At 49.1% G+C, this 387-nt stretch carries 1 pseudogene; it reads left to right on the forward strand.

Going from position 1 to position 387, the window contains the following annotated elements:
* Nucleotides 1-28: 28 nt before the first annotated feature.
* Nucleotides 29-387, forward strand: a pseudogene (locus DWY76_RS13715) (recombinase family protein); the annotation flags it as partial.

The following is a 387-nucleotide window of genomic DNA, read 5'->3' on the forward strand; positions in this document are numbered from 1 at the left end:
AACCATGAAGCTGATTCAAGACGATGCCGTGATTGATGCCATCGTTGCGGAAGTGATGGAGTTGCAGGATCAGGAAAACACCACGCTCCCTTTGCTGGAAAAGCAGATGCGCGAGGTAGAGAACGGCATTGAAAATATGCTGAACGCCATTCAAGCAGGTGTGCTGACCAACTCCACCAAATCGCGTTTGGAAAAGCTGGAAGCCCAGCAGAAAGAACTTGAGGTTCGGATTGCCGAAGAAAAAATCGCTCGCCCGCGGTTAAGCGAAAATCAGGTTCGGTTCTGGTTGACCCGGTTCCGCAAGCTCGACCCGAACGTGAAAAGCCACCGGGAGACGCTTATCAATACATTCGTGAATGCTGTTTATCTCTATGATGAAAAAGTTTT

Source organism: Faecalibacterium sp. AF27-11BH (genome assembly GCF_003603005.1).
GTDB lineage: Bacteria > Bacillota > Clostridia > Oscillospirales > Ruminococcaceae > Faecalibacterium > Faecalibacterium taiwanense.